Source organism: Sorangium sp. So ce124 (assembly GCF_051525235.1).
Taxonomy (GTDB): Bacteria; Myxococcota_A; Polyangia; order Polyangiales; family Polyangiaceae; genus Sorangium; species Sorangium atrum.
Map to the genome: position 1 here is coordinate 4,620,523 of NZ_CP150312.1, position 21,055 is coordinate 4,641,577.

General features: G+C 71.2%; 20 protein-coding genes. 10 read left to right on the forward strand and 10 right to left on the reverse strand.

The window, feature by feature from the left end; all coding sequences use genetic code 11:
- Nucleotides 1-71 precede the first annotated feature (71 nt).
- The 4 genes from WMF19_RS17365 (at nucleotide 72) to WMF19_RS17380 (ending at nucleotide 2,562) form a co-directional block, all read left to right on the forward strand.
- The gene (locus WMF19_RS17365; protein ID WP_272098160.1) at nucleotides 72-305 is read left to right on the forward strand and encodes a MoaD/ThiS family protein; all 234 of its coding nucleotides are present in this window, start codon (nucleotides 72-74) and stop codon (nucleotides 303-305) included.
- Nucleotides 306-326: 21 nt separating this feature from the next.
- Nucleotides 327-1,448: a GTP 3',8-cyclase MoaA gene (gene moaA, locus WMF19_RS17370; protein ID WP_437329708.1), complete on the forward strand. Its 1,122-nt coding sequence runs from the start codon at nucleotides 327-329 to the stop codon at nucleotides 1,446-1,448.
- A 77-nt stretch (nucleotides 1,449-1,525) separates the two neighbouring features.
- A complete protein-coding gene (gene moaC, locus WMF19_RS17375) occupies nucleotides 1,526-2,041 on the forward strand; it encodes a cyclic pyranopterin monophosphate synthase MoaC (protein ID WP_437329709.1) in 516 nt (171 codons plus the stop codon).
- The gene (locus tag WMF19_RS17380) at nucleotides 2,038-2,562 is read left to right on the forward strand and encodes a molybdenum cofactor biosynthesis protein MoaE (protein WP_437900127.1); all 525 of its coding nucleotides are present in this window, start codon (nucleotides 2,038-2,040) and stop codon (nucleotides 2,560-2,562) included. Before moaC ends, WMF19_RS17380 begins: the two co-directional genes overlap by 4 nt.
- A gap of 18 nt (nucleotides 2,563-2,580) precedes the next feature.
- On the opposite strand, the gene phoU is transcribed toward WMF19_RS17380, so the two are convergent.
- From phoU to WMF19_RS17415, 7 genes are all read right to left on the reverse strand, one after another.
- Complete coding sequence (gene phoU, locus WMF19_RS17385) at nucleotides 2,581-3,306, reverse strand: phosphate signaling complex protein PhoU (protein WP_437900128.1); 726 nt, start codon at nucleotides 3,304-3,306, stop codon at nucleotides 2,581-2,583.
- Nucleotides 3,307-3,326: 20 nt separating this feature from the next.
- The gene (pstB, locus tag WMF19_RS17390; protein ID WP_437900129.1) at nucleotides 3,327-4,190 is read right to left on the reverse strand and encodes a phosphate ABC transporter ATP-binding protein PstB; all 864 of its coding nucleotides are present in this window, start codon (nucleotides 4,188-4,190) and stop codon (nucleotides 3,327-3,329) included.
- 9 nt (nucleotides 4,191-4,199) lie between these two features.
- Nucleotides 4,200-5,111: a phosphate ABC transporter permease PstA gene (pstA, locus tag WMF19_RS17395; RefSeq protein ID WP_437900130.1), complete on the reverse strand. Its 912-nt coding sequence runs from the start codon at nucleotides 5,109-5,111 to the stop codon at nucleotides 4,200-4,202.
- Nucleotides 5,108-6,091 carry a phosphate ABC transporter permease subunit PstC gene (gene pstC / locus WMF19_RS17400; protein ID WP_437900131.1) on the reverse strand — a complete coding sequence of 328 codons (984 nt, stop codon included), beginning with the start codon at nucleotides 6,089-6,091 and terminating at the stop codon, nucleotides 5,108-5,110. The genes pstA and pstC overlap by 4 nt, the downstream gene beginning before the upstream one ends.
- A gap of 80 nt (nucleotides 6,092-6,171) precedes the next feature.
- Complete coding sequence (gene pstS / locus WMF19_RS17405; RefSeq protein WP_437900132.1) at nucleotides 6,172-7,281, reverse strand: phosphate ABC transporter substrate-binding protein PstS; 1,110 nt, start codon at nucleotides 7,279-7,281, stop codon at nucleotides 6,172-6,174.
- 96 nt (nucleotides 7,282-7,377) lie between these two features.
- A complete protein-coding gene (locus tag WMF19_RS17410) occupies nucleotides 7,378-8,874 on the reverse strand; it encodes an ATP-binding protein (protein WP_437900133.1) in 1,497 nt (498 codons plus the stop codon).
- A 6-nt stretch (nucleotides 8,875-8,880) separates the two neighbouring features.
- Entirely contained in the window at nucleotides 8,881-9,576 is a 696-nt protein-coding gene (locus WMF19_RS17415; protein WP_437900134.1) for a response regulator, read from the reverse strand.
- Nucleotides 9,577-9,930: 354 nt separating this feature from the next.
- Between WMF19_RS17415 and ndk the strand changes: the two genes are divergently transcribed.
- The 4 genes from ndk to dapE are packed head-to-tail and all read left to right on the forward strand — an operon-like array spanning nucleotide 9,931 to nucleotide 13,276.
- Nucleotides 9,931-10,365, forward strand: coding sequence for a nucleoside-diphosphate kinase (ndk, locus tag WMF19_RS17420; RefSeq protein ID WP_272098169.1), 435 nt, complete (start codon nucleotides 9,931-9,933; stop codon nucleotides 10,363-10,365).
- Nucleotides 10,365-11,258, forward strand: coding sequence for a hypothetical protein (locus WMF19_RS17425; protein ID WP_437900135.1), 894 nt, complete (start codon nucleotides 10,365-10,367; stop codon nucleotides 11,256-11,258). The genes ndk and WMF19_RS17425 overlap by 1 nt, the downstream gene beginning before the upstream one ends.
- Before the next feature lie 42 nt (nucleotides 11,259-11,300).
- On the forward strand, nucleotides 11,301-12,176 hold the full coding sequence (locus WMF19_RS17430) for a 2,3,4,5-tetrahydropyridine-2,6-dicarboxylate N-succinyltransferase (protein ID WP_437900136.1): 876 nt from the start codon (nucleotides 11,301-11,303) through the stop codon (nucleotides 12,174-12,176).
- Nucleotides 12,173-13,276: a succinyl-diaminopimelate desuccinylase gene (dapE, locus tag WMF19_RS17435; protein ID WP_437329715.1), complete on the forward strand. Its 1,104-nt coding sequence runs from the start codon at nucleotides 12,173-12,175 to the stop codon at nucleotides 13,274-13,276. The genes WMF19_RS17430 and dapE overlap by 4 nt, the downstream gene beginning before the upstream one ends.
- An 82-nt stretch (nucleotides 13,277-13,358) precedes the next feature.
- Here dapE and WMF19_RS17440 read toward each other — a convergent pair whose 3' ends face one another.
- From WMF19_RS17440 to WMF19_RS17450, 3 genes are all read right to left on the reverse strand, one after another.
- The gene (locus WMF19_RS17440; protein ID WP_437329716.1) at nucleotides 13,359-14,351 is read right to left on the reverse strand and encodes a sensor histidine kinase; all 993 of its coding nucleotides are present in this window, start codon (nucleotides 14,349-14,351) and stop codon (nucleotides 13,359-13,361) included.
- A 219-nt stretch (nucleotides 14,352-14,570) separates the two neighbouring features.
- Nucleotides 14,571-14,999, reverse strand: a complete 429-nt coding sequence (locus WMF19_RS17445) for a response regulator (protein ID WP_437329717.1) — start codon at nucleotides 14,997-14,999, stop codon at nucleotides 14,571-14,573.
- 223 nt (nucleotides 15,000-15,222) lie between these two features.
- Nucleotides 15,223-15,687: a response regulator gene (locus WMF19_RS17450; RefSeq protein WP_272098175.1), complete on the reverse strand. Its 465-nt coding sequence runs from the start codon at nucleotides 15,685-15,687 to the stop codon at nucleotides 15,223-15,225.
- A 343-nt stretch (nucleotides 15,688-16,030) separates the two neighbouring features.
- Between WMF19_RS17450 and WMF19_RS17455 the strand changes: the two genes are divergently transcribed.
- Both WMF19_RS17455 and WMF19_RS17460 read left to right on the forward strand, forming a co-directional pair.
- Entirely contained in the window at nucleotides 16,031-16,852 is an 822-nt protein-coding gene (locus tag WMF19_RS17455; RefSeq protein ID WP_437900137.1) for a sensor histidine kinase, read from the forward strand.
- 120 nt (nucleotides 16,853-16,972) lie between these two features.
- Nucleotides 16,973-21,031, forward strand: coding sequence for a hypothetical protein (locus WMF19_RS17460; protein WP_437900138.1), 4,059 nt, complete (start codon nucleotides 16,973-16,975; stop codon nucleotides 21,029-21,031).
- Nucleotides 21,032-21,055: the final 24 nt, after the last annotated feature.

Sequence of the window (21,055 nt, forward strand, 5' to 3'; positions counted from 1 at the left end):
GCTTGGCGGCAGTTCGTCGTGTCGGGCCAGCGGAGCGATGCTAGGTTGCAGTGATGGATGCAGCGGTACGCGTGCTTGCATTCGCTGGCGCGAGGGATGTGCTGGGCACCGGAGAAGTGGCGCTGCCGCTGGCTGGTCCCTGCACCGCAGCGGAGCTCCTGGAGCACGTCTGTGCTCGCTATCCGGGGCTCGGCCCCTACAAGGGATCCATCCGGGTGGCCGTGAACGGCGTCTATGCAACGCCGAGCGATCCTGTAGGTTTCGGTGACGAGGTCGCGCTCATCCCGCCGGTGGCGGGCGGCTAGAGGATCCGAGAGGGACGCTGCATGCCTTCTTCTATTGGCGGCCTCGATCCTGCGCGCAATGCGGGCGACGCGCCGGCCGAGCGGAGGCGATCGCTGCCGCTCGTCGGCGGCGGAGAGGCGGGGCGACGCGCCGCCGTGATCCCGTACCGCGACGGCGCCCGCGAGGCCGCTGGCGCGCACGCGGGGCCCGCGCCGCGGAGCGCGCGCATCTCGGTCACGGATCGGTGCGACTTCGCGTGCACCTACTGCCGCCCGTCGCGGCATGACGGCTACGCCGACGGCAAGCTCATGACGGCCGCCTGGCGCACCATGTTCGAGGCCCTGCGCGACGCCGGCGTCCGGCGGGTGCGCCTGACCGGCGGCGAGCCGCTGCTCCACCCCGAGATCGTGTCGATCGTCGGGTGCCTCGCCTCGCTCGGCTTCGAGGATCTGGCCCTCACGACGAACGCGTCGCAGCTCGCGCGGCTCGCCGGGCCGCTGCGCGCCGCCGGGCTGCACCGGCTGAACGTCTCGATCGACACCCTCGATCCTGGGCGCTTCCACGAGATGACCCGGGGCGGCGAGCTCGCCCGGGTGCTCGACGGCATCGACGCCGCGATCGCGGCGGGCTTCTCGCCGATCAAGCTGAACACGGTGGTCCTCCGCGGCGTGAACGACGACGAGATCGAGCGGCTCGCGCTGTGGGCCTGGGAGCGCCGGATGGTGCCGCGCTTCCTCGAGGTGATGCCGATCGCCGAGGGCGCTCGGCTCGTCGGCAAGCACCTCGTCACCGCGGCCGAGATGAGGGCGCGCCTCGCCGAGCACCTCCTCCCGGAGGAGGCGGCGGCCGAGCCCGGCCTCGGCCCGGCCAGGTACGTCCGCGCTCGCCGCGACCCGTCGCTCCGCGTGGGCTTCATCACGGGCACGAGCGACACGTTCTGCGAGAGCTGCGATCGCCTGCGCGTCTCCTCGACGGGCGTGCTCCGGCCGTGCCTCGCCACGGACGACGGCGTCGACGCCTCGCGCGAGGCGAAGATCGGCGATCGCGCGGCGATCCGCCTGCGCCTGGACGAGGCGTGGCGCCTCAAGCCGGACGGCAAGGTCTGGAAGGGCTGCACCGAAGAGACGGCCTCCGCGGTGTCGATCCGCGCGATCGGCGGCTGAAGGAGCGGGCGATCGGCGCGGGGCCGGATCACGTTCGGCTACCGGTCCTCGGGGCCGCCGTGTCAGATTCCGGGGCGATGCCGCGAACCCCTGATCGACCCCGCGAGGGCGAAGCGCTCTCGACTCACCTCTCTCCGAGCGGCGAGGCCCGCATGGTGCCTGTCGAAGGCAAGCCCGTCACGCACCGCCGCGCGGTCGCGTCCGGCGCCGTCCTGATGCGCCACGAGACGATCGCCCGGGTCGCGCGCGACGACGCCCCGAAGGGCGACGTCCTGGCCGCGGCGCGGATCGCCGGGATCATGGCGGCGAAGCGCACGCCGGAGCTCATCCCGCTCTGCCACGGCATCGCGCTCACGCACGTCTCGGTCTCGCTCGACGTGGACGAGCCGTCCGCGTCGATCCGGGTGACCGCCGCCGCGGAGGCGTTGGATCGCACCGGGGTCGAGATGGAGGCCATGGTCGCGGTGAGCGCCGCGTGCTTGACGATCTACGACATGCTCAAGGGGATCGATCGCGAGATGGTGATCTCGGACATCAAGCTCCTCGAGAAGAGCGGGGGCCGGTCCGGCCATTTCCAGCGGAGCGCGCCGTGAGCCGGATCCGCGCCGAGCCGCTCCGACTCGACGAGCTCATCGCCGCGGTGTCTCACCCTGGCGCTGGCGGAATCGCCACGTTCCTGGGCGTGGTGCGCGACGTCAACGAGGGCCGTTCGGTCACGCTGCTGGAGTACGAGGCCTACGGGACGATGGCCGAGGCCGAGCTGGAGCGGATCCTGTCGGAGATCGCCGCAGAGCTCCCCGGCGTGCGCGTCGCCGCGACGCACCGGGTGGGCGCGCTCCACGTCGGCGACGTCGCGGTGGCCTGCGCCGCGAGCGCGCCGCACCGGGGAGAGGCCTTCCGCGGGTGCCGCCTGCTCATCGATCGCATCAAGGAGCGCCTGCCGATCTGGAAGCGTGAACACGGGCCGGACGGCCCATACTGGGTCGGATGGGAGGACGCCCGCTGCGCCGGCGAGCACGGGCACGAGGCGCCCCACGGGCACGCGCACGACGACGAGGAGCCCCACGGGCACGGCCACGGCGGGACGGCGCCTCCGGGCGGCGCTGGCGCCTAGCGCTGGCGCTGCCCGGGCCTAGCGCAGGCGAAGCCCGGCCGGCGGCGGCGAGGAGAGCGGGTCGTTCTCCTTCAGGCGGTTGTGGTGCCGGATGTCCGTCCCCTTGACGAGGAAGACGACCGACTCGGCGATGTTCATCGCGTGATCGGCGATGCGCTCCAGGTACTTGGCGATCGACTGGATGCGCGTGGCCCTGTACACGGTGCTCGGGTCGCGGCTCATGACGAGGAGCACCTCCTGGAAGATGCGGGCGTAGTGCTCGTCGATCACGTCATCGCGCGTGAGCAGTTGGTTCGCTCGCTCGCAGTCGCGGGCGACCAGCGCGTCCAGCGCCTCGTGCACCACCTCGATCGCCTCGTCCGAGAGGCCTTGCAGGTCCGCCACCGGCGCGAGCGGCGGCTCCTCGTTGAGCTCCTGCACGCGCTCGCAGACGTTCACCATGAGGTCGCCGACCCGCTCCAGATCGGTGACGATCTTGAGCGCCGTGGTGACGAAGCGCAGGTCGGACGCGACGGGCTGGCGGGTCGCGAGGATCCTCATACAGAGCTCGTCGACCTCGCACTCGAGGCGGTTGATCCGGCGATCGAGCCGGATCGTCGCCTTGGCGAGGCCCGTGTCGCGCGTCGTGAGCGCGGTCGAGCCTTTCTGGATCATCTCCTCGACGAGGCTCCCCATGAGCAGCAGCTTCTCGCGAAGCGTGCGTAGCTCGTGCTCGTAGACCTTGCTCGTGTGCGACGTCGGCATGATTCTATCCCCCGCTTCCATCAGCCGAACTTCCCGGTGACGTAGTCTTCCGTCTTGCTCTCCTTGGGGTTGGTGAAGATGGTCTGGGTCCTGTCGAACTCCACCAAGTCCCCCATGTAGAAGAAGGCGGTATAGTCAGAGCACCGGGCGGCCTGCTGCATGTTGTGTGTTACGAGCACGCAAGTATACCGCTCTTTCAGCTCGTCGATGAGCTCCTCGACGCGCGCGGTCGCGATGGGATCGAGCGCCGAGCACGGCTCGTCGAGCAGGATCACGTCCGGCTCCACCGCAAGGACGCGGGCGATGCAGAGCCGCTGCTGCTGGCCGCCCGAGAGAGATAGCCCGGACTGATCGAGCTTGTCCTTCACCTCGTCCCAGAGCGCGACTTGGCGCAGGCACTTCTCGACGAGGCCTGTGGGATCCTTGACGGAGATGCCGTTCAGCTTGTGTCCGGCGAGGACGTTCTCGCGGATCGACATGGTTGGAAACGGGTTGGGTTTCTGGAACACCATGCCGACGCGCCGCCGCAGCCGCACCGGGTCGACGGCTTTGTCATAGATGTTCACGCCGTCGATCATGACGGAGCCCTTCGCCGAGGCCCCCGGCACCTGCTCGTGCATCCGGTTGAGACAGCGCAGGAACGTCGACTTCCCGCACCCGGACGGGCCGATGACCGCTGTGACCTGGCCATCGGGGATATCCAGCGTGATGTCGTGGATGGCGTGGAACTTATGAAAATAGGCGTTGAGCCGAGTGACGCTGATCTTGGCTGGCGGCGCCTCGTCTTGTGGCTCCATGGAGCGGCTGTCGATGCCGTCCGTGTCGAGCCCGCTGCGGCGTTCCCCGGACCGTCCCTTGTGGTGCAGTGAGTCAAACGAGCTCATCGAGTGCCTTTAGCGCGCCTTGACGCTCCGCGACGTAGCGATGCGCGCGAGCAGGTTGAGGAGGAAGACGATGACGATCAGCACGAGGGCGCCGGTCCACGCCTCCTGCTGCCATTTCGGGTAGGGCGATGTGGCGTTCCGCCAGATCTGCACCGGCAGCGAGGCGATGGGGCGGTCGATGGCGAAGCTCCAATACGATGAGCCGAGCGCGGTGAGGAGCACTGGCGCGGTCTCGCCGGCGATGCGGGCCACGGCGAGCATCACGCCGGTGCCGATCCCGGGCGAGGCCGTCCGGAGCACGACGAGGAGGCTCGTGCGCCACTCCGGCACGCCGAGGGCGAGCGACGCCTCGCGGAGGTGGGCGGGCACCAGCTTGAGCAGCTCCTCTGTCGTGCGGGTCACCGTCGGGAGCATCACGATCGCGAGCGCGATGCCGCCGGCGAGCGCCGAGAAGCGCTTCATCGTGACCACGACGAGGGCGTAGACGAACACGCCGATGGTGATCGAGGGGACGCCGCCGAGCACGTCGGCGATGAAGCGGATGGCGGCCGCGAGCTTGCCGCGCCCGATCTCGGCCAGGTAGATGCCGGCGAGGATGCCCGTCGGCAACCCGATGCTGCAGCCGATGGCGACGAGGATGAGCGTGCCGACGACCGCGTTGCCCATGCCGCTCCGCTCGTCGCCGACGGGCTTCGGCAGCTGGGTGAAGAAGTCGAGGGACAGCCCGCTGAGGCCCTTGCTGACGACGTAGATGAAGATCAGGAACAGCGGGACCAGGACGACGACGGCGCTCGAGACGCAGAGCCCTTCGAAGAAGTAGCTGCGCGCGCGGCGCAGCGTCTCGCCGGGCGCGGGCTCGAGCAGCGTGCGCTTGGGGGCGCTCGTGGGGCTCGCCACGGGGACAGGGGTGTCGCTGTTCATGCGCGCTTCTCCAGCTTGCTCTTGGTCGAGCTCACGAGCCACCGGGCGAAGAGGTTGAGGAGGAGGGCGACCCCGAAGAGGAGCAGCGCGATCTTGGACAGCGCCGACACGTACATATCGCTCGTCGCCTCGACGAACTCGTTGGCGATGACGCTCGCCATCGAATAGCCGGGGTGGAAGATCGACGCGCTCACCTTCGGGACGTTGCCGATCATCATCGTGACGGCCATCGTCTCGCCGAGCGCCCGGTTCAGCCCGAGGATGATGGCCCCGATGATGCCTGAGCGCGCCGACGGGAGGACCGCGTAGCGGATCGTGTCCCACGCGCACGCGCCGAGGCCGACCGCCGCCTCGCGGTGCAGCTGGGGCACCGCCTGCATCACCTCGCGCGACACCGACGTGATCGTGGGGACGATCATGATGGCGAGGATGACGCCTGCGGCGAACATGCCGAAGCCGAGCGGCGGGCCCTCGAAGAGGGGGATGTAGCCGAAGTACTTGATGATGACCGGCTCGACGGTGTCCCGGAGCCAGGGGCGGAGCACGGCGATGCCCCAGAAGCCGTAGACGACGCTCGGGATCGCCGCGAGGAGCTCGACCATGAACCCGAGCGGCTTGCGGATCCGGTGGGGCGCCAGATCCGACAGGAAGATCGCGAGGCCGAGCGAGACGGGGACGGCGAGCACGATGGCGATCAGCGACGTGACGACCGTGCCGTAGACGAAGGGGAGCGCGCCGAACTCCTCACGCGCAGGGTCCCACACGCGCCCGGTGAGGAACCCCAGCCCGAACTTGTCGATGGCGAGCCGCGATGAGCGGATGAGCTCCAGCACCATCAGCGCTGGCACCGCGAGCACCGTCAGGCCGAACATCGTCAGGATGACGCGGAACGCTCGATCCGCGCCGCGCGCGCCATGTGGCGCGTCGCTCTGTGGCGCGGACGAGGCGGCTTGTTGCATCGGGACTTCTACGGTGCTCATGGACCTATCCTGCGCTCCGGCGCGCACGCCAGCCGCGCGCGCCGGAGCGCCGTTCGTGCGGCTGACGCGCATTCTGGGGGTTATGGGGCGAGCAGGGGCTTGCCGTCAGGGCCGACCAGCGCGGCGAGCTTCTTGTTGACCTTCTCGACGACGGCCGCGGGCAGCGGGGCATAGTGGAGGTCGTTCGTGAACTTCTGGCCGTCTTGCATCGCCCACTTGATGAAGCTGGTGAGCACCTTGCCCTTCGCGAGGTCCTTCTGCTCCTGGTACACAAGGAGGTACGTGAAGCCGGCGATGGGGTATGCGTCCTCGCCCTCGGCGTCCACGAGCGAGATCCGGAGGTCTTCCGGCATCTTGGCGGCGGCGCCGGCGCCTGCGGCGGTCGTGCTCTCCAGCGACGGGGTGATGAACTTCCCGCTCTTGTTCTTGAGCGAGGCGAACGTGAGCTTGTTCTGCATCGCGTACGCGAGCTCGATGTAGCCGATCGAGGCGGGCGTGCTCGTGATGAGCGCGGAGACACCGTCGTTGCCCTTGGCGCCGAGGCCGCCAGGCCAGTTGACGCTGGTCCCGGTCCCCGGTCCGCTCTTCCACTCAGGGCTGACCGCGCTCAGGTAGTCGACGAAGATCTTGGTCGTCCCGCTGCCGTCCGAGCGGTGGACCGTCGCGATCTCCTTGTCGGGGAGCTTCACGTCCGGGTTCTCCTTCTGGAGGGCCGGGTCGTTCCACTTCTTGATCTTGCCCAGGAAGATGTGCGAGGCCGCCTCCGGCGTGAGCTTCAGGCCAGACGGGACACCCTCGAGGTTGTAGGTCAGCACGACCGCGCCCAGGCAGGTCGGCAGGTGAAGGATGCCGGCGGCCTTCCCGAGCTGCTCCTCGTTCATCGGGGCATCGGAGGCGCCGAAATCGACGGTCCGCTCGGTGATCTGCCGGATCCCACCCCCGGAGCCGATGGACTGGTAGTTGATCTTGACCTTGGAGTTGGCTTTCTGGAACTCAGCGATCCACTTCGTATAAAGAGGGTACGGGAACGTCGCACCCGCGCCCGTCAAGGTGATGTCCCCGTCAGCGGTCGGCGGCGGCGCGGTGTCCTTCTTCGCGCCGGGGAGCGAGCCGGTTTCTTGGGGGGCATCAGAGCGACCGCACGCCGCGGTCAGGAGGAACATCGCCAGGGTGAGCAGAATTCGAGCCATGCACAGCAAGGCGTAATCGAGTTTTGTGACAGCTCCGTGACGGCAAGGTGGAACAGCGAGTACCGCGCTTTCCTGGCTTTGCGTGGTTCGCGTGGATCACTCGGCGCGCGCCAGGCGGACGGTGAACTGGGTGCCGCGGCCGATGGCGCTCTCGACCTCGATCGAGCCGTTCATCAGCTCGACCAGGTGCTTCACGATGGCGAGGCCGAGCCCGGTGCCGCCCAGATCGCGTGAGCGGCCGGCGTCGACTCGGTAGAACCGCTCGAAGATGCGGCCCAGGTGGTGGGGCGGAATACCGGGGCCGTCGTCGGCGACGGCGATCGTCACCTGGTGATCGACCGAGCGCGTCTTCACCGTGACGTGAGCTCCCTCGCCCGCATACTTGATGGCGTTGTCGAGCAGGTTCATGAGCACCTGCTCGAGCGCGCGGCGGTCGCACCGAGCGGGCGGGAGCGCGGAGGCGTCGACGGTCAGCGTGACCCTGCGCCGGCGCGCCGCCTCGGCGAGCAGCTGCGTGACGTGCTCGATGGCGGGGGCGATGTCGAGCTCCGATAGCGCGAGGCGGAAGTTCTTCGCCTCGATCTTCGAGAGATCGAGCAGATCGTCGACGAGGTGGCGGAGGCGCTTCGCGTGCCGATCGATCACGTCGACGAACTCGGCGGCCTCGTGGGGATCGTTCAGCGCGCCGAGCTGCAGCGTCTCGGCGGCGGTGCTGATCGCGGTGACCGGAGTGCGCAGCTCGTGGGACACGTTGGCGACGAAATCGGTCCGGATCGTCTCCAGCCGGCGGAGGTCGGTGACGTCATGGAACACCGCGATGAGCCCCGGCTCGGCGGACGCGCCGTCGTGATCCGCGCCCCACGCGGCGAGGGCCTCGCGCTCATCGTGCCCGAGCCGCTCCGGGCCCTTCCGGCGCGACACGCGCACGAGCAGCCGCCTCGGCAGCGTCCGCCCGAGCTCGACCTCGACGTCGACAGGCTCGTCCCGCTTGCCGGCGAGCTGGATCGCCTCGGTGAGCCGCGCATTGCGGATCGACTCGATGACCGATCGACCGAGCGCGTCCTCGCCGAGGGAGGCCATCGCGCGGAGCGCCCGGTTGGCGAGGAGGATCCTTCCGTCGCGATCGAGCACGAGGACGCCCTCGCTCATCCCGTCGAGGATGCCCGCGAGCAGGGCGCGCTCCGTCCGGACCTCGGCGGTGGAGCGGGAGAGCTCGCTCGAGAGGTGGTTCAGCGCGCGCGCCAGCTGGCGCAGCTCGCCCGAGCCGCGCAGCGGGGCGCGCGTCGACAGGTCGCCCTCGGACATCGCCTGCGCGAAGCGGGTCAGCCTCCGGATCGGGCGCGTGACGAAGAAGGCCGTGGCGGCGCCCACCGAGACGGCGACGACAATCACGGTGCCCATGCCGAGCAGCAGGGTGCGCCGTGACCGAAGCAGGGCGGCGTCGACGGCGGCGCGCGGGCTGTGCTCCGCCAGCAGCGCCGCTTCCATGTCGCGCGCGGCGAGGCGCTCGATCGGGACGCCAGCGACGAGGAGGGCGAGCACCGTCCCCGCCGCGAGCTTCGCTCCGACGCCCAGCCCCCTAAGCAAGCGCATGGGCCCCTAGGCGACCTCGGGCTCGGCGCGGAACCGGTAGCCGACGCCGCGCACGGTCTCGATGTAATCGCCCGCCGCGCCGAGCTTCTCGCGGACGCGCTTCACGTGGGTGTCGACGTTGCGCGCGGTCACGTCGACGTGCGAGCCCCACACCTCGTCGAGCAGGAGATCGCGCGACAGCACGCGCCCGCGGCGATCGTAGAGCATCATGAGCAGGCGGAACTCGAGGGCGGTCAGCGCGATCTCGGCCTCCTGAACCCAGGCCCGGTGCGCGGCGCGATCGACCCGCAGGATGCCGAAGTCGAACTTCTCCGGCGCCGACGCGGGGCTCTCCGAGCGCTTGAGGATCGCCCGGGCGCGCAGGATGAGCTCGCGCACGCTGAACGGCTTGACGACGTAGTCGTCGGCCCCGAGCTCGAAGCCGACGATCCGGTCGATCTCCTCGCCCTTGGCCGTGACCATGATGACCGGCACCGCCGATGTCTGTGGGTTCTGCTTGAGGCGGCGGCAGATCTCCGTGCCCGACATGTCCGGGAGCATCAGGTCGAGCAGGACGAGATCGAACCGCTCCTCCTTGACCGCGCGGAGCGCCATCTCTCCGCTCCCAGCGGACACCACATCGAACCCTGCCTGACGGAAATTGTAGGTGAGGACGCGCTGCAGGTCGCGCTCGTCCTCCACGATGAGCACGTGGCTCGGCATGGCCGATGTATGTAGCAGCGCATTGTGACAGCTTGATGGCGATCGCGCGTGTCGCGCGTCGCCCTCGCGAGACGGAATTGCGACAAGGACGCGATGGCGCGCGAGCGCGAGCGCGAGGAGAGCGCGAGGAGAGCGCGGAGAGCCGAGACGGACAACGGGCGGGCGGGATCGGACGTGGCCGATCCGCAACCTGGGGCGCGGCCGGGAGAGCAGCCTGGAGCGGTGTGGCGGGGTGGACAGCGATGACGGAAACGCGACCGGCCGAGGGATCGTGCAGCGCGGCGGGCTGCGGACTCCCGGGACGGAATGCGTGACGCTTGCAACGCTCGGCGTTTTCGCCTAACTGGGCCGCCCATGGCCCTCGAGCGAACACTCTCAATCATCAAGCCTGATGCGATGGAAAAGAACACGGCCGGCGCGATCGTCGCCCGCCTCGAGCAGGAGGGCTTCACGGTCAAAGCGATGAAGCGCATCCACCTTACCCGCGCGGAGGCCGAGGGCTTCTACGCGGAGCACCAGGGGCGCGGCTTCTTCGACGAGCTCGTGACGTTCATGTCGCGCAGCCCCATCCTGGTGATGGCGCTCGAGCGCGAGGACGCGGTGGCGAAGTACCGCGAGGTCATCGGCGCGACGGATCCGGCCAAGGCAGCGGCAGGGACGATCCGCAAGCTCTACGGGGCAAACGTGGGCGAGAACGCGGTCCACGGGTCCGACAAGCCGGCGACCGCCGCGCGGGAGATCGCCTACTTCTTCGCGGGTTACGAGGTCGCGCCGAGCGCGACGGCCTGATGCTCGGCGAGCGGCTCGCGGCTGCGCTCGGCGCGGCGCGGGACGGCGCGGCAGGCATCGAGAGCTTCGCGCACCTGCTCGGCTCGCGCCGCGTCGGGCCGCGCGGGGTCGCGCTCGCGCTGCCGGAGGTGTGCGAAGGGTGCGCGGCGCTCGTCGTTGCCCTCGACAGCCTGTCCTCGGCGGTCCGCGACGGCTTCGTCGAGACAGACGCCGCCGCGGCGGCCGACGCCGCGGCGGCCGACGCCGCCTGCGCGGTCCTCGGCCACGCGGGCGTCGAGGTCGCGCGCCTCACGGACGAGCTGTCCCGCGCCGCGGCCGGCGCCTCGCCGGCGCGCGGCCCTGGCCGCGGTCGCGGAGATCGCGGCGGCTCCGAGCGTGGCATCGACGCGCGGCAGCGCCTCGGGCTCGAGGCGTCGGTGCGCAGGACGGCCCGGGAGCTGAGCGGCGCGCTGCGCCTGTCCGAGCTCGTCATCGCGACCCTCGAGCTGCGCCCGACGCCGCTCGATCTCATCGACGTGCTCCGCAACTGGAGCGCCGCCCCGGCCGAGGGGCGGCCCGTGGTCGGCATCTCGGTCGCCTCCTCCGACGGCCGTGCCAACGAGGTGGAGGGCGACGTCCGCGCCGTGAGCGGGCTCATGGAGCTCGCTGTCGGCATGGTCAGCGCCGCTGGTGTCGCGAGCCCGCACCTCACCGTGTCCCGCCTCTCGGACGGGCGCTCGATGGTGCGCATCGCCGAGCGCGGCCCGCGCGAGGGGGCGCCGGCGGTCGCCCTCGACGTGGTGCTGCGCGACGGCGGCGAGCGGGCGGCCGCCGTGGCCCGCGTCGTCGCGCGCCGCGCGCGCATCGAGCTCGTCGAGGGGACGGGCGGGCGCGTCGTCACCATGACGTTCTGACCCCGGTGCCGGTGCTGGCTCGGCCGTGCTAAAGGCGGCGCCATGGCCACCGAAGAATCCATGAAGTCCCTTGTTGAGGCGGCGTTCCGCGACCGCGAGCTCCTGCGCTCGCCCGTGCACGAGGCCGCGGTCCTCCGCACGATCGAGTGCCTCGATCAAGGCCAGCTCCGCGTCGCCGAGCCCGACAAGACCGCGCAGGCGGGCGGCGAAGGCGCGGCGTCCACCGGCGAGGGCGCGCCGCACAGGTGGGTGACGCACGCGTGGATCAAGGAGGCGATCCTTCTCTACTTCTCGGTCCGCGGCATGAGCGTGATGGAGGCCGGCCCCTTCGAGTTCCACGACAAGATCCCGCTCAAGCGCGGCCTCGACAAGGCGGGCGTGCGCGTCGTCCCGCCGGGGACGGTGCGCTACGGCGCGTTCCTCGAGCAGGGCGCGATCGTCATGCCCGGCTACGTGAACATCGGCGCGTGGGTCGGCTCTGGGTCGATGGTCGACACCTGGGCGACGGTCGGCAGCTGCGCGCAGATCGGGCGAGGGGTGCACCTCGCCGGGGGCGTCGGCATCGGCGGGGTGCTCGAGCCGCCGGGGGCGCGGCCCGTGATCATCGAGGACGGCGTCTTCGTGGGCTCCCGCGTGATCGTGGTGGAGGGCGTCGTGGTCGAGGAAGAGGCGGTGCTCGGCGCCGGCGTGGTGCTCACCGCGTCGACGGCGATCCTCGACGTCACGGGGCCGGAGGTCGTCGAGCACCGCGGCCGGGTGCCTGCGCGAAGCGTGGTGATCCCGGGAACGCGGCCGAAGCGCTTCCCCGCAGGGGAGTTCTCGATCCCCTGCGCGCTCATCATCGGCAAGCGGAGCGAGGCGACGGACCGCAAGGTGTCGCTGAACGCGGCGCTGCGAGATTTCGCGGTGCCGGTGTGAGCGCGCGCGCCGACGCGGACGCGGCGGCCGCGGCCGATCTCGCGGACACGCTGCTCTGGCTGTGCTCCGTCCCGTCGCCCACGGGCGAAGAGCAGGAGCTGTGCTGCGCGGTGGCGGAGCGGCTCGGTCGGGCTCGGCTCGCCGCGCCGGTGCGCCGCCACGGCGACTCGCTCGTCGTGCAGGTGACGCAGGGCACGGGCGGCCCGAAGATCGCGCTGGCCGGGCACCTCGACGTGGTGCGCACCTCGCACGACGGGCCGCCACGGATCGAGGGGGATCGCCTCTACGGCCCCGGCGCGAGCGACATGAAGTCGGGGCTCGCGCTGATGCTCGACCTCGCGGAGGGAGAGCGGGAGGCGATCGCGGGCGTCGATCTGACGCTCGTGTTCTACGCGCGGGAGGAGGGGCCGTACCTGGAGAACGAGCTCGCGCTGGTCATCGAGCGCGAGCCGGACCTCCGCGCGCTCGATCTCGCTGTGTGCCTCGAGCCGAGCGACAACCGGCTGAGCCTCGGCGCGAGCGGGTCGCTCCACGCTGGGCTGACGTTCCGCGGGCGGACGGCGCACAGCGCGCGGCCGTGGCAAGGGGAGAACGCCATCTACAAGGCAGGCCCGCTCCTGGTCGAGCTCGCGGCGCTCGCGCCGCGCGAGGTCGAGATCGACGGGTTCGTCTACCGCGCCGTCACCACGGCGACGATGGCGCAGGGCGGGCGCGGGCGGAACGTCGTGCCGGACGAGTTCACGATGAACCTGAACCACCGCTTCCCGCCTGGGACGTCGATCCAGGAGGCGCAGCGGACCATCGAGGCGCTCGTGGACGGCCGCGCCGAGATCGCCTGGCGCGATCTCAGCCCTTCGGCGCCGCCGCACGCGTCGCACCCGCTCGTCGTCGCGCTGCGCGAGGCGGGCGTCGCCGCGGTCGAGCCGAAGCAGGCGTGGACCGACGTGGCCCGCTTCGCGGAGCTCGGAGTGCCCGCGGTCAACTTCGGCCCTGGCGAGAACGCCCAGGCGCACCAGCGCAACGAGTGGTCGTCGCTTCAAAAGCTGTCGGAGGGTCGCGCGATCCTCCGCCGCTGGCTCTCGGCGCTCGGACCGGCCTGACGCCGCGCGCGCTCCGTGTCAGGGGGGAACCCGCCTGATCGCGCGCTGTGTTCGGGGCGCGCCCCGGCGACCCTCGTGTCCTTCAGGTGCCTGCGCGCACCGAGAGCCCGGCGGCGGGGATGGTGAAGAAGAACGTGCTCCCCTGGCCGGGCGAGCTCTCGACCCAGATCGTACCGCCGTGGGCCTCCACGATGCCCTTCGTGACGAACGCCGCGAGCCCCATCCCCTGTCCCATGGGCCTTCGAGGGGGCGCGTGGCGGGTGAAGAGCAGCGGTTGCTGATCCGGGGAGATGCCAGGTCCTGTATCGGAGATTGAGAATCGCGCGTCGGTGCCCGACGGCTCGGCGCGCACCGTGATGCGGCCGCCCTTCGGCGTGAAGCGCATGGCGTTGCCGAGCAGGGTGGCGATGACCTGGACGATGCGCTCGCGATCGCACGCGATGGGCGGCAGATCGTGCGGAAGCTCCTTGGCGATCTCGAGCGGCTTCAGCGCGACCGTGGGCGCCAGGAGCTCGATCGCCTTGTCGAGGATCGGCTCGACCTCGTGCGCGCCCTTGCCGACCTTCAGCGAGCCGCTCTCGATGCTCATCGCGTCGACAAGGTCCTGCGCGAGCTGGTTGATCTCGTCCGCCGCGCGGGTGATCGCCTCGAGCTGCCGCCTACCCGGGCCCTCTTGAGCGACGGATCGCATCAGCATGCGGGCGCTCACGACGATCACGCTCAGCGAGTTCCTGAGGTCGTGAGAGATGGTGGATACGGTCTCGCGCAGGAGGCGCTCCGCCGCCTCCGCGCGACGCTCGAGGAGCTGGCGCTGCTCCTCGATGATCCGTTCGCGCTTGGCCGCGTCGCCCCGTGGGGCGAGCCGCTCCGCGTCCGCCTTCGATCGCCTGGGCGCCCTGGCGCGCAGGGTCGCCGGTCCCGCGGATCGAGGCCCGCTCGCTGCAGCGGACGTCGAGCCTCTCTTCGGAGCGCGCAGGGGCGCCGCCGTTGTGCGCCCGCGGAGCGTGCGGCCGTGCGCTGCATCCGCGCCGTCCGCCGCGTTCTTCCCGGCTTTTTTTCTCGTCACCCCCGCCATTCTTGTCCCCTCGTGCCTCTCAAGCGCTCAGTTAGCCAGAAAGACCGCACCGAGAATAGTCAGGTGGTGCCGCAGTCAAGTCCTGGCAGCGCGGGAGCGCAGGTGCGCTATTCGCGGTCTCGCCGCAGCGTCGCGGGGGGCACGCGCCTCGCGGATCTCGCGAGCTCGTGCGCGTTGTGTGGGTTTCGCTGGTTCCGTGGAGCGGGGATTCGCGGCGCGTCAGGGCGTGCTTTCCGGCTGCGATGACGCGCCGCCGCGCGACAGGAGGCGGCGAATCTCGAGCACGAGCGTGTCCGGCAGACACGGCTTCGTCAGGAAGGCGTCGCACCCCGCGTCCTTCGCCTCGCGCGAATGCCCCGCGAGCGTGTGACCTGTGAGGGCGACGATGGGGATCCGCATGGTGCGAGGATCGCTCTTGAGGTGGCGCGTCGCCTCCCAGCCGTCGATCTCGGGGAGCGAGAGGTCCATCAGGATGAGGTCCGGGATCAGCTCGAAGGCGCGGTCGAGCGCCTCGCGCCCCGTCGCCGCCTCGGCCACGCGGAACCCGGAGAAAGACAAGTACTCCGCGAACATCTCCCGGTTGTCCTGGAAGTCGTCCACGACCAGGACGAGCGGCGAGACCGCGTTGTCATCAGACTTCACTTCCATCCCAGTGAACCTTTCCATTCCTCGGCGCACCGCGCCGCCCGATCGTAAGGGGCTCCGGCATCGCTCGGCCGGCCTCTCACGAAGGTCATGTAGGGGGGCGATCCGCTCGGGTCACGTCATGTTTGTATACCTGATGGCGGGCACAATGCCGGGCATTTCCCCTCCCGCGCAGGGGTTATCCTGCATTTGCCCTGAAGGGGTCTCAGGTTGCTCCTGACGTGGCCTAGGTAGGTCCGTAGGGTCGGCGGACGCCGACGATCTCGTGGAGCAAACGAGCGGCGCTGTCCCAGTCGACCGGCTTCACGAGGACGCCGTCGAACGCCGAGGCGTTGAGGGCGGCGCGGGCCTCGAGATCGCGCCGGCCGGTGCACGCGAAGATGGCGACGTGCTGGGTCGCCGGATCGGCGCGCAGCGCCTCGGCGACGACGAAGCCGTCGATGCCGGGCATCCTCAGGTCACACAGGATCACATCCGGCACGTCCTGCGTCGCGAGGAACACGCCACGCAACCCGCCGGTTGCCCGCTCCACCAGGAAGCCGTGCGCAGCGAGCGCCGCCTCCGCCATGACGAGGAAATCGGGATCATCATCGACGATGAGGACCCGGCGCCGCCGCTCGATCACCAGGGTATCCTCATCTCCCTGCTCGTCGTGATGCTCGGTGAACTCACTGCGCTCTGCCTCGGACATGCTCCCCCGCTCGCGGCTCGGCTGACAGCGCTCCCCAGGTGCTCGGGCTTCGATGCGCGATGCGCGGAAGCATGACCATGGGACCATGGAAGGAGAGCAACGGCCTCCCGCCGGCGTTTCTGGAAAGGCCCCCCCGCGCTGGTGGAGGCGGAACCTGAACCCCAGGTACACCTTGTGCCCAGGTCGCTTATCCGCAACCATCAACTGTCCAGCGCAGATGGGGGGCCTCTGCGCGGCTCACCCCAGCGTCCGGCGACCGCTGTTTCGGGGCAGCCCCGACGACAGTTGGCTTGCTCGTCTGATGCTCGAGGTCCGCGCTGCTGCATATTCGGAGCAGGCGTTTATGTGGATGGATGACGAGTTCTTCGCGCGTGTGGGCCACGATCTTCGGGGTGAGCTGGCGACCATGCTGGCGGGGGTCCACTATCTCCTGCGTTACCAGAAGGACCTCGGGGCGGCGCCGCGGGACATGCTGGAGCGCGTGCGCGGCGCGGGCGAGCGGCTGAAGCGGCTCCTCGACGAGTTCGACAACTCCATCTGGCTCCGCGCGGACGCGAGCCGTCCCATGGCGATCGCCTCGTGCGATGCAGGCGAGCTCGCCCGCCGCGCGGCGGGGCACCTCGAGGAAGCGGCGACCGCGCGTGGCGTGCGCATCTCGTTCGATGCCGAGCCCGACGGGGGCGCCCCCGTGGAGGGGGATCCCGAGCTTCTCCGGGTGGCGATCGAGTACGTGCTCGGCTTCGCCATCCTGCGCTCGCGCGATCGCCCCGTGCAGATACGTGTCTCGATCTCTGGCGGTGAGGCCGTGGTGACCGTCATCGACGAGGCCGGCCCCGTCGCCCCGGAGCCGCTCGCCCGGCTGCTCGATCCGTTCGGCGAGCGGGCGGCGATCCCCGCCGACCCCGTCGCGCCGCGCCGTCGAGAGCGGCTGGGCCTCGGGCTCGCGATCGCGCGTGGCATCCTCGGCGCGCACGGGGGCGGGCTGACCGTGGAGCCGTCGTCCGAGCGCGCGGACGGCGGCTCGACGGAGCCGGCCTCGGGGCTCTCCCCGACGGGTCTGCGATTCTCGTGCTCTCTCGGCGGCGTTCGACGGGGCTCTCCCCCCGGCTCGCCCGAAACGAGGGGCCGCGGCGGCGCGGCGAGCGCGAGCGGCGATGGCGGATGAGGTCCTGCCCTGGGCTCGCAACGCGCGGATCGTGTCCGATGAAGACTTCGTCTAGGATGAACGGGGTCGCACGTCGCGAGCGTGCTCCAACTTCCACCGCCCACCGATGAATGCGCCTCGATGCCGACGCTGAGCTCTCTCCTCGTGCAGCATGGGGTTACCTCGATGCGGGTGGTCGAAGAGGCGATCGCCCGCCAAGTGCTCCACGGCGGCGACCTCGCCACGAATGTGCTGGAGCTGGGGGCGGTGCGTGAGCGGGAGCTCACGGCGCTGCTCGCAGAGAGCCTCGGGCTCCCGCCCGCCGTGGGCCGATTGCGGCCCGCGTCGCCCGACGTGCTCCGGACGATCCCGGTCGATCTCGCGGTCCAGCACCGCGTGTTCCCCCTCGACGTACGCGGAGGCCTCGACGTGGGAGCGGCGGGAGCCGCGCAGCGCGAAGCGACGCTCGTCATCGCCACGGCAGAGCCCCTCGCGTTGCCCGTGGCGGAGGAGCTGAGCTTCGCGCTGGGGGTCAGCCTGCGGCAGCTCGCCGCGCCGCTGGTGCGCATCCGCCAGGCGCTCGCTGAGCACTACGGCGTGGCCCTGGAGCGGCGGCTGTCGCGGCTCGTGAAGCAGCTCGACGCGCGCGCCGAGCCGAGCCCCGACGAGTCGAACCAGTCGAACGGGCCTGGGCCAGCGGTCACTGCAGCGGTCCCGCCGGCGGCGTCGGCGCCCGCCTCACCCGCGGGCACCCACGCGGCTCCACGCGCAGCGGTCGAGGCCACCTCGTCCGCGCGGATCGACATGACGCCTCCTGCCGAGGTCGTCGCGGCTCGCCCGGTCGAGGTCGCTGCGGCCTCGCCCCCTGGCGCCGATGCGGATTCACCGGCAGGTGCTCGCCCCACGTCCCCTCCAGGAGTCGACGCGGCTTCGCCGGCCAGCGTCGAGGAGCCCGAGGATGCCGCCGAGACCCAGCAGCGGCGGCACAGCATCGAGGATGCTCCGACGGTCGAATCGCTGACCTCGATCTACGACGAGGACACGGTCGTCGCGGACGTCGCGCTCAACGAGGCGGTGCCCACGCCGAGGAAGCCGCCGCTCCACGAGATGGATGACGAGCCGACGGTCGTCGCTGCGTATCCGCTCGATCTGGCCGCGCTCCGCTATCCCGAGGCGCACATGCCTCGGGTCGAGGCGGTCGCTTCGAAGCGCGCCGCGCCAGCTCGTGGTGAGGCGGCCGCGCCTGCCGGCCAGGCGGCCGCGCTGCAGGAAGAGCCGGCGATCGAGCCGGCAGTGCCGACGCCGCGCTCCGAGCAGCTCTCGCCGCTGGCGCCATCGGACGCCGTGCACACGTCGCCGCCCGTGGAAGCCCCGGGGCCGCCCGTCGAAATCCCGGAGTCGGCTCCGAAAGCAGCGGCCTCGCCGGCGTCGGCGCTCTCCGGCGCGCGTTCGCCGGCGCCAGGTACCCAGCTCCTGACGGGCTGGCTGAAGCGGGCCTCTGCGGCACACCGGCCTCAGCGAGAGCCGCTGCCGCAAGCCGCCTCGGCGCTGCAGCAGCGGCCGGACGGATCCGCGCCGACGGCGTCGGCACCGTCGCCGCTACCCGCAGGTTCGACACCCGAGGCGCCTGTCCCCGCGGCGTCAGCACCCGAGGCGCCGGTACCCGAGGCGCCTCCGGCCGAGCGACGCGAGCTCTCCTCGATCACGCCAGCGGCGAAGGTCTCCATGCGCGAGGCGGGACGGTCTGCGCCCGCTGCGCAGAGGCGTAAGGGCCCCTTCACGCTGGCCATGGCCGAGCAGGCGCTCGCCGCCGTCGGCTCGAGCGAAGAGGTGCTCGCGGTCCTCTTCGACTTCGGCCAACAGTACTTCGAGTACACGGTCCTGTTCACGGTGCACGGCGAGCGCGCCGAGGGCCGCAACGCTTCAGGTCCAGGCGCCGAGCGTGAGCGCGTCACGAAGATCACCGTGCCCTTCGAACGTCCGAGCGCCCTCGCCAGGGCGCGCGCGCTCCGCGCGCCGCTCGTCACCGCGATTGCCGGCAGCGCTCCTGACGCCGAGCTCCAGCGCGAGCTCGGCAGGAAGGTCCATGCGGCCGCTGTGGCGGTCGTCCCGATCGTCGTGCGCGGCCGCGTCGTCGCGCTCGTCTACGGTGACGACGGCGCCACCTCGGTCGAGCTCTCGAGCATCGGAGACCTCATCGCGCTCGCCGGCATCGCGGCGACGGTGCTGGAGCGGCTCATCCTGCGGAAGAAGCTGAACCGCAGCGGTGGTGCCCAGCAAAGCGACGGCCCGGCGCCCCACGATGCCGCCACGCCGCCGCAGAAGGCGCCAGCGCCGCTGCATCCCGCACCTGCGCCTCCGGAAGACGCCGCCGCCGCCGGACCTTCGGAGGGCGCTGCTGCGCCTCCAGAGGACGCTGCTGCGCCGACGAGCGAGCAGGCCACGGAGGGACCGCTCTCCCTGCGCACCCGCGCCGCGCTCATGGAGCTGAGCAGCATGGTCCGCTCGGACGCGCACGGCTCGCACGTCGCCGCCGCAGGAGCGCAGCCGCCCGCGGCGGATGCAGATGTCGACGCGGGAGAACCCCCGCCCGCCGACCCCTCGGACGTCGCGCCGCGAGCCGTGCGGCCGCAGGGCGGCTGGACCACGGAGGACGGCGCCTCGGGGATCGATGCCGTCGCGCGTGCCTTCGGCCTTCGCGGCACCGGCGTGGAGGCCGAGTCCGTGCCGCCGGAAGAGGGTGTCGCGCACGCGATGGCCTTCAGCTCGACCATCCCGCCGGCCCCGACGCTGCACGCACAACGCCTCGGCTCCGAGCCGCAGTTCCGGTCGGGCCTCGAGGTGGACGCGGACGTCGTGTCGGGCACGGCCGTCACGGCGCCGATGATGCCGGCGATCACGCCGCCGATGATGCCGGCGGTCACAGCGCCGATGATGCCGGCGGTCACGCCGCTACCTGCGTCGCGCGCCGCAACGTCGTCCGCGCCGGCGATCATCGACGAGATCCCCGACCTCGAGATCCCCGCGGCGCCGGTCCCCTCGGCGTCGGAGGACCTAGATCTCGGCGAGCCGGAAGAGGCGCGGACGAAGCGGTACTCACGGCCTCCGTGGATGCTCGACAGCTCGATCACGCCGGGCGCAGAGGAGCACAGGGAGCTCGGACCGGCGCCGGCAGCGGGGCGGCCCTCGTGGCGCCGCCGCACGCCTGTCGCCGTCGAGAACGCCACGGCGTACGCGAGGCCCCCGTCCGAGCGCCGCGCCGCGGTCTCGCAGTCGCCGGCCGGCGACCTGCGCGCGGAGTACACCTCGCTCCTTCAACACGTCCTCGCGGGCGGCGAGTCCGCCGCGAGGGCGTTCGCCGAGCTCGTGCGGAACGGCGACACGGCGATCTCGATCGTCGCCGCGCGGTTTCCCGGTCCGCTCCGGGTCGACCGTCAGCGCTTCCGTGAGCAGCTGGCCGGACCGGAGGGCGCCGCCATCGTCGCCTCCGCGCCCCCCGCCTCCCAGTGCGGGCCGCTGCTCGAGCTCATCGTCGCGATCCGGCGGCCGGCGCTCCCCTTCATGACCGTGCGGAGCGCCTCGCCCGATCCCGAGGTGCGCCTGTGGGCCACGCACGTGCTCGGCGAGCTGCCGTACCCGGAGGCCGCCAACGCGCTGCTCCCACGGCTCTTCGACGACAGCATCGCCGTGCGGCGGATCGCGATCCAGTCGGCCGCCTCGCTGATCGCGGCGCCGCCCGCGGGCGGCCCGATCCTGCAGGGGCTCGATCACATCGCGCGCGATCGCGAGGAATCGTCCGCGCGACGGCTCGCGGCCATCGAGACGATGACCGAGATCCGCTCCGGAGCCAGCGTGCCGGCGCTCATCAGCGCGCTCACCGATCCTCACGAGGCGATCGTCGAGGCGGCGGCGCGGGCGCTGATCGTCATCACGCGCGACGATCTCGGCCGAGACGCGCGCAGGTGGCTGTCATGGTGGTCGAGGAACGGCGAGCGCCATCGCATCGAGTGGATCATCGACGCGCTCACGCACGAGAAGCCTGCCATCCGCCGCGCGGCGATCGACGAGCTGAAGGGCATCACCAAGGAGTACTTCGGCTACTACGAGGACCTGCCGCGGCAGGAGCGGGAGGCCGCCCAGGAGCGCTACCGCGCGTGGTGGATCTCCGAGGGGCGCTCGCGGTTCCGCACCACCGGCTGAGGCTGAAGGGAGGCGGGCGGCTCG

What these genes read in the sequence shown, in the direction of transcription:
- moaA (WP_437329708.1), top strand. Translation starts at nt 327, where the DNA reads ATGCCTTCTTCTATTGGCGGCCTCGATCCTGCGCGCAATGCGGGCGAC.
- moaC (WP_437329709.1), top strand. Translation starts at nt 1,526, where the DNA reads ATGCCGCGAACCCCTGATCGACCCCGCGAGGGCGAAGCGCTCTCGACT.
- phoU (WP_437900128.1), bottom strand. Translation starts at nt 3,306, where the DNA reads ATGCCGACGTCGCACACGAGCAAGGTCTACGAGCACGAGCTACGCACG.
- pstB (WP_437900129.1), bottom strand. Translation starts at nt 4,190, where the DNA reads ATGAGCTCGTTTGACTCACTGCACCACAAGGGACGGTCCGGGGAACGC.
- pstA (WP_437900130.1), bottom strand. Translation starts at nt 5,111, where the DNA reads ATGAACAGCGACACCCCTGTCCCCGTGGCGAGCCCCACGAGCGCCCCC.
- pstC (WP_437900131.1), bottom strand. Translation starts at nt 6,091, where the DNA reads ATGAGCACCGTAGAAGTCCCGATGCAACAAGCCGCCTCGTCCGCGCCA.
- pstS (WP_437900132.1), bottom strand. Translation starts at nt 7,281, where the DNA reads ATGGCTCGAATTCTGCTCACCCTGGCGATGTTCCTCCTGACCGCGGCG.
- WMF19_RS17410 (WP_437900133.1), bottom strand. Translation starts at nt 8,874, where the DNA reads ATGCGCTTGCTTAGGGGGCTGGGCGTCGGAGCGAAGCTCGCGGCGGGG.
- WMF19_RS17415 (WP_437900134.1), bottom strand. Translation starts at nt 9,576, where the DNA reads ATGCCGAGCCACGTGCTCATCGTGGAGGACGAGCGCGACCTGCAGCGC.
- ndk (WP_272098169.1), top strand. Translation starts at nt 9,931, where the DNA reads ATGGCCCTCGAGCGAACACTCTCAATCATCAAGCCTGATGCGATGGAA.
- WMF19_RS17425 (WP_437900135.1), top strand. Translation starts at nt 10,365, where the DNA reads ATGCTCGGCGAGCGGCTCGCGGCTGCGCTCGGCGCGGCGCGGGACGGC.
- WMF19_RS17430 (WP_437900136.1), top strand. Translation starts at nt 11,301, where the DNA reads ATGGCCACCGAAGAATCCATGAAGTCCCTTGTTGAGGCGGCGTTCCGC.
- WMF19_RS17440 (WP_437329716.1), bottom strand. Translation starts at nt 14,351, where the DNA reads ATGGCGGGGGTGACGAGAAAAAAAGCCGGGAAGAACGCGGCGGACGGC.
- WMF19_RS17445 (WP_437329717.1), bottom strand. Translation starts at nt 14,999, where the DNA reads ATGGAAGTGAAGTCTGATGACAACGCGGTCTCGCCGCTCGTCCTGGTC.
- WMF19_RS17450 (WP_272098175.1), bottom strand. Translation starts at nt 15,687, where the DNA reads ATGTCCGAGGCAGAGCGCAGTGAGTTCACCGAGCATCACGACGAGCAG.
- WMF19_RS17455 (WP_437900137.1), top strand. Translation starts at nt 16,031, where the DNA reads ATGTGGATGGATGACGAGTTCTTCGCGCGTGTGGGCCACGATCTTCGG.
- WMF19_RS17460 (WP_437900138.1), top strand. Translation starts at nt 16,973, where the DNA reads ATGCCGACGCTGAGCTCTCTCCTCGTGCAGCATGGGGTTACCTCGATG.